The organism is Paenisporosarcina sp. P5_A11 (assembly GCF_056400705.1).
In genome coordinates, this window is the sequence record NZ_JBFUKT010000199.1 from 1 (window position 1) to 5,676 (window position 5,676).

Sequence of the window (5,676 nt, forward strand, 5' to 3'; positions counted from 1 at the left end):
AATACCGAAAACTCATTTAGTACAACATGACAATAAATGAGAATAACTGAATAAACATGGTTTTGTACTAAATATTCGCCAAACCCACATACATTCTTACTAGCGACTACACAGGGGTGAAGAATTTGAATGCTAAATATAATCCTAACTTAGATGCCATGTTAAATGAACGCTATTATTTAAAATCCATTGAAGCAAAAGGAGCTCGAATAAAATACATACCATCAAATCTCGGGCAGGAATTTTTGAATTACAAAAAATGTATTAAGGACACTCTTGCCTCAAACGTTCTGACCATCAATGGAGAAGTATTTACCCAGGAATTTTTTATTGATGAATACAACTACTATTTTATTAATTGGTGTATACCTACAGCCAAGAGATTGATACTCGAAAATCAGCTCAAACCGGTAAAAATCGATTTAAAAGGCATCATTGATCAAGTTAGGAAGAATGAAATAGACCAAACGTATTTACCAATTGCATTAAAAAATGAACAACCCATAATTATTGCTTATTACCCTACGTGTCCGCAACCTAGTGTGGTAATTGATGGGAACCACAGGGTGTTGGCTAAGAGTGAAGCTGGTGAATCTACTATTAATACGTTTCATTTATCACCTCATATTCATCTTCAAGCAATGACATGTGATTTAGATCGTTTATTGTACAAAATACATCATAATCTGACATCTATTGGAGAATCGATTGCAGGCTATTTATCAGCAGCAGATTTAAAAAGAAAATTGTTTACAATTTGTTAGCACTCTCATTAAAACCGGAAATTAGCTCCATTTATCGGTCTTCTTTTTTCATGGATCTGTTAAATTATTCTGTTGTTTATCGTACATTTGCGCTTGCCGCATGTTCCGCATGAGCCAACAGGAAGTGGGTCATGAAGGTGTAGCCACAAAATTTCTCGCATTGTATTTTGCGACGAGTAACCGCAGGAGCAGRACGTGGCGTTTTTAACCTTCGATCCTTTGCATGATAGGCGCAAATGTACTCTTTCTTTTCTTTTTTAATATCWAYWGCATTCWTAAACTTAGCCAAAATAAAAAAAGYAGRAAGAGRCCGAAATWGCATCTTCGGCCGAACATYYACTTAAAGAAACCTTCTATTCTATAGTAAACAAAACCAAAATTAATGTGTGCTTCCAGGTTGCAAGAGAGCGAAGGATGCACACCCGCCAGGATAATCTATAAAAAGAGAGAGGGGCGAGTGACGCACTCACAAGCCCCTCCTCTTTATTCTCTAGATTATTGTGCAGCAGGTAAAGCGTCMGAAGCGCACTGGAAACCTGTCATCCTCAGTGAATGGAATCAAGGTGTTAAACTATACTGTTGTATATCGTACATTTGCGCCTGCCGCACGTTCCGCATGAGCCAACAAGTATGAAAACCACATGCTTGTGGGCCTCAAGCTTCACGCTCTTGCGGTATGCTAAGCGTAAATGTTCTCATTCGTTTGTTCTTCATTATCAACAGCATTCTTTAACAAAGCCTTTTTCATAAATAATAAAATAAGCGACAGCCCTGTTATAAAAGGGCTAGTCGCTTTTGTGTTTTATTAGAGGAAAAACAGGCTGTGTTATACTAAAGTGGTAAAGCATTAAAGAGTTTAGGTTTATTGGGCTTATCAACTATTTATTTTGGGTATAGTTCAGATGGAATAGTTCGTTTTTACCAGACTTTTCTCACTCTAGTAAGGGAGGTATTACATTGGAAGACTGGTTACGATTTCTCGAGGTAAATGCACCTCGTATTTTAGAATTAACGATTGATCACGCTGTACTGGTTACTTTAGCGATTATCGTAGCGCTTTTGATCGGTGTCCCACTTGGGATTTATTTGACCACGAACGAATACTTAGCAGGTTCAGTTTTACAAGTTGCCTCTATTACATTAACGATTCCGAGTATTGCACTTTTTGGTGTTATGATACCTATTTTCTCTCTCATTAATCAGGGAATTGGGTTTTTACCGGCTTTCGTAGCACTTGTACTTTATTCTCAACTCCCCATTATAYGAAACACGTATACTGCGATTAAAAACGTCAACCCTGAAATGCGAGATGCGGCAATTGGAATGGGCATGAAAACACATCAACGATTATTGCGTGTTGAGATTCCGAATGCTTTACCTGTCATTATGGCGGGTGTACGCACTGCAGTTGTTCTTAATATAGGAATTGGCGTCATCGCTGCGTATATTGGTGCTGGTGGACTTGGTGTGTTGATTACCCAAGGAATTAGCAGAGGTGACAACTACTTACTCATAAGTGGTTCTATAGCCGTAGCATTGTTGGCAATTATTGCTGATGGTATTTTATTGATGATTCAAAAACGATACACGACAAAAGGATTAGTCGAATAACTGTAAAGAGGTGAGCAAATGATAGCTTTTAATCATGTAACAAAGTCATATAGTGAAGATAAAATTGCGGTCAAAGATGTTAACTTCACTGTCGAAGAAGGTAAAATTGTCGTTTTGCTTGGACCATCTGGTTGCGGGAAAACAACGTTATTAAGAATGGTCAACCGACTGGAGTCCATTTCAGATGGTGAAATCATTATTGGCAATGAAAATTCTATGAATTTAGATGCGATTGAATTAAGAAGAAAAATTGGCTATGTCATTCAAAGTAATGGCCTTTTCCCAAATATGACAATCGAAGAAAACGTAATGCTTGTTCCAGATCTTCTTGGATGGAACAAGAAAAAGAAAAAAGAACGTTTTACGTATTTAATGAAGCTTATTGGTCTAGACGCTAAAGCTTATCGAAAACGCTTTCCACATGAACTGTCAGGTGGTCAACAGCAACGTATCGGCGTGGTGCGTGCACTTGCAGCAGATCCTCCTGTTATGTTAATGGATGAACCGTTCGGGGCACTCGATCCAATCATTAGAGAAAAAATTCAAGATGAGTTCTTGCAAATCCAACGTGAAGTGAAAAAAACAATTCTTTTTGTTAGTCATGATATTGATGAAGCTATTAAAATGGCAGATCAAATCGTCCTTTTACGAGACGGAGAAATCATGCAATACGATACCCCTTCAGAAATGCTAGCTCATCCTAAAAACGAATTTGTTTCTAAGTTCTTTGGTAAAGATCGTGCCATAAAGAGCTTAAGCTTACACACCGTAAAAAATTTACAAGATATCATAGGACTTGGTCCCATAGATGAAACAATTCAAGATACAAAAACAATCAATGTCAATCAAGATTTACGTAACACTTTGTCTATACTGATGAATCAAGAAGCTGATCAAGTTGTTGTAACAAATGACGAAGGTGAAAATATTGGTTCGATTACGATAGACCTTGTTCAAAAGTATCTTCATTTTGAAATAAAAGGGAAACTATCCGTATCCCAGGAAGGGTGATTCGGTGAATAGCAAAAAGTTAATAGCTAATATTTTTAAAATCTCCATCTTTTCATTGATAATCGTATTTTTTGCCTGGGCGATAAAGAATCAATATTTCAATTATATTTTTAGTGACTCTAGCACCTTTTTAGTGCTATTGAGACAGCATATTGCACTTGTTGTTGTGTCCTCTTTATTAGCTCTTATTATCGCGTTGCCAGCAGGGATTCTTATTACAAGACCAAGTTTTAGAAAAGCTGAATGGTTCGTTTCGAACATCGCAAACCTTGCTCAAACAATTCCAAGTTTGGCTGTCCTTGCACTGATGATTAGTGTATTAGGTATTGGTTTCAAAACAGCTGTTTTCGCATTGTTTATTTATTCGATTCTACCAATCTTCAGAAACACGGTGGCTGGCATTGATTCTATTGATAAAAACCTAATTGATGCCGCTAAAGGTATGGGAATGAAACCTTATCAAATCTTATTTCGCATCGAACTTCCAAACTCAGCTTACTCGATCCTTGCAGGAATTCGAACAGCTGTCGTATTGAATATTGGTACTGCAGCTCTTGCCTATGTAATTGGTGGCGGTGGCTTAGGAGTTTGGATTTTTACTGGGATTCAATTATTTGATAATGGTTTCTTAATTTCAGGAGCAATTCCTGTTACCTTATTAGCGATACTTGCTGATTATTTACTTCGGAAATTAGAAAACGTAATTGTACCAAAAGGATCCAGACGTATTGCGAAAACGGAATGATAGGAGGTATAAAATTTGTGAATAAATTACTCAAACTTATCCCCCTTCTAGTTATCACCGTCTCACTTTCGGCCTGCTCTAGTTTTGGAGCAGCAGGTAAAGAAATTACTGTGGGGGGTAAAAACTTTACCGAACAATATTTATTATCTGAAATGACGGGTTTCTTGTTACAAGAAGAAGGATTCAAAGTAAATCAGATGAATAACCTTGGTAGTAGTGTTGTCCGATCAGCATTGGAAAATGGTCAAGTTGACATGATGTGGGAATATACAGGCACAGCGCTCATAACGTACATGGGCGAAGAACCTGTTGCCGATCCTGAAATAGCATTTGAAATAGTCAAAGACAATGATAGAAAAAACGACATTCATTGGATGAACATGTCCAAAGTTAATAACACATACGCCCTTGCTTTAAGAAGTGAGCAATCACAGGAACTTGGAATAAAATCAATTAGTGACTTAGCAGACTATATTAATGAAAACCCTGGAAAATTAACAATAGCATCAGATGCAGAATTTGCTAATCGACCAGACGGTTTAAAAGGTGTAGAAAAAACATATGGCTTTGAATTTGGTTCTAGTCAGATAAAACAAATGGACATCGGGTTAACCCAACGAGCTTTAGACAATGAGCAAGTAGATGTGTCAGTAGCTTTTGAAACAGATGCCACCATAAAAAATTATGATTTAGTAACATTAGAAGATGATGAACAATTTTTCCCACCTTATCGAGCAGCTGTTGCCATTAGCCAGGAAATGCACGAAAAGTATCCTGAAATTGAAGAAATCACAGCACGCTTATCTGAAAAGCTCAATAGTGACATCATGAGAGATTTAAATTATCGAGTAGATATTAAAGGAGAAAGCGTCTCAGTTGTAGCCTATGAGTGGCTCGTAGAAAATGACTTAATAATAGAAGAAGAATAGGAATAATTTTTTCACATTGAAAAAGGTCACAAGAATTCTTGTGACCTTTTTATATGGATTTTAAAGAGAACGCCTCTGGATTTTTTTTCCGTCAAATGAAAATATAATGGGTCTATTTTCAACATATGTTTCCATATGCACGGGGCGACCCCATAATTGATAAATATATGGAAGTACATTTTCTAAATAACGAGGATCTAGTTCAGTCCCCTCGTAGCCATGTTTTAAATACAATTCACCATTTCGTGAATAATCTCCATTTTCAACGACGATGTATGGAAAACTTCCATTTACTCTCATGGAAACTAGTTGGTCTCTAACATTTTCATAATCTTTATCAGTAATTTGATAATTCCCGCCTTTTTTCTCAAACAAATAGAGGTCTTCTTGCTTCACTAATTCTTTTGTTAAATAATTTCGAATGAAAGAAATATCCGACTCAATTTCTCTTACTTCAAACATTTTATCTCTGCCAGATTTCAGCTTAACTCCAAGTTTCATCATCTCTTTTGTTGGATGATCGTATCGCTTTTCAATGTCTTCAAAAATTTTCAAACCTAAATAATATGGATTAATAGTTGTTTTTGATGGCTGAACAACATTTGCATTTAATGTT

General features: G+C 36.5%; 6 protein-coding genes. 5 read left to right on the forward strand and 1 reads right to left on the reverse strand.

Annotated features, from left to right (window positions below):
• Nucleotides 1-125 precede the first annotated feature (125 nt).
• The 5 genes from AC1DOS_RS17500 to AC1DOS_RS17520 all read left to right on the forward strand — a co-directional run bounded on the left by AC1DOS_RS17500 (nucleotide 126) and on the right by AC1DOS_RS17520 (nucleotide 5,060).
• A complete protein-coding gene (locus AC1DOS_RS17500) occupies nucleotides 126-764 on the forward strand; it encodes a hypothetical protein (protein WP_477538529.1) in 639 nt (212 codons plus the stop codon).
• A gap of 957 nt (nucleotides 765-1,721) precedes the next feature.
• Nucleotides 1,722-2,375: an ABC transporter permease gene (locus AC1DOS_RS17505; RefSeq protein WP_477538530.1), complete on the forward strand. Its 654-nt coding sequence runs from the start codon at nucleotides 1,722-1,724 to the stop codon at nucleotides 2,373-2,375.
• An 18-nt stretch (nucleotides 2,376-2,393) separates the two neighbouring features.
• Nucleotides 2,394-3,386, forward strand: a complete 993-nt coding sequence (locus tag AC1DOS_RS17510; protein WP_477538531.1) for an ABC transporter ATP-binding protein — start codon at nucleotides 2,394-2,396, stop codon at nucleotides 3,384-3,386.
• 4 nt (nucleotides 3,387-3,390) lie between these two features.
• The gene (locus AC1DOS_RS17515) at nucleotides 3,391-4,131 is read left to right on the forward strand and encodes an ABC transporter permease (protein WP_477538532.1); all 741 of its coding nucleotides are present in this window, start codon (nucleotides 3,391-3,393) and stop codon (nucleotides 4,129-4,131) included.
• 17 nt (nucleotides 4,132-4,148) lie between these two features.
• Nucleotides 4,149-5,060, forward strand: a complete 912-nt coding sequence (locus AC1DOS_RS17520; protein WP_477538533.1) for an ABC transporter substrate-binding protein — start codon at nucleotides 4,149-4,151, stop codon at nucleotides 5,058-5,060.
• 60 nt (nucleotides 5,061-5,120) lie between these two features.
• Here the strand turns inward: AC1DOS_RS17520 and AC1DOS_RS17525 are convergent.
• On the reverse strand, nucleotides 5,121-5,676 hold a 556-nt coding region (locus AC1DOS_RS17525; RefSeq protein WP_477538534.1), incomplete at its 5' end, for a SpoVR family protein.

Coding starts and splice junctions, on each gene's coding strand:
- AC1DOS_RS17510 (WP_477538531.1), top strand. CDS start 2,394: ATGATAGCTTTTAATCATGTAACAAAGTCATATAGTGAAGATAAAATT.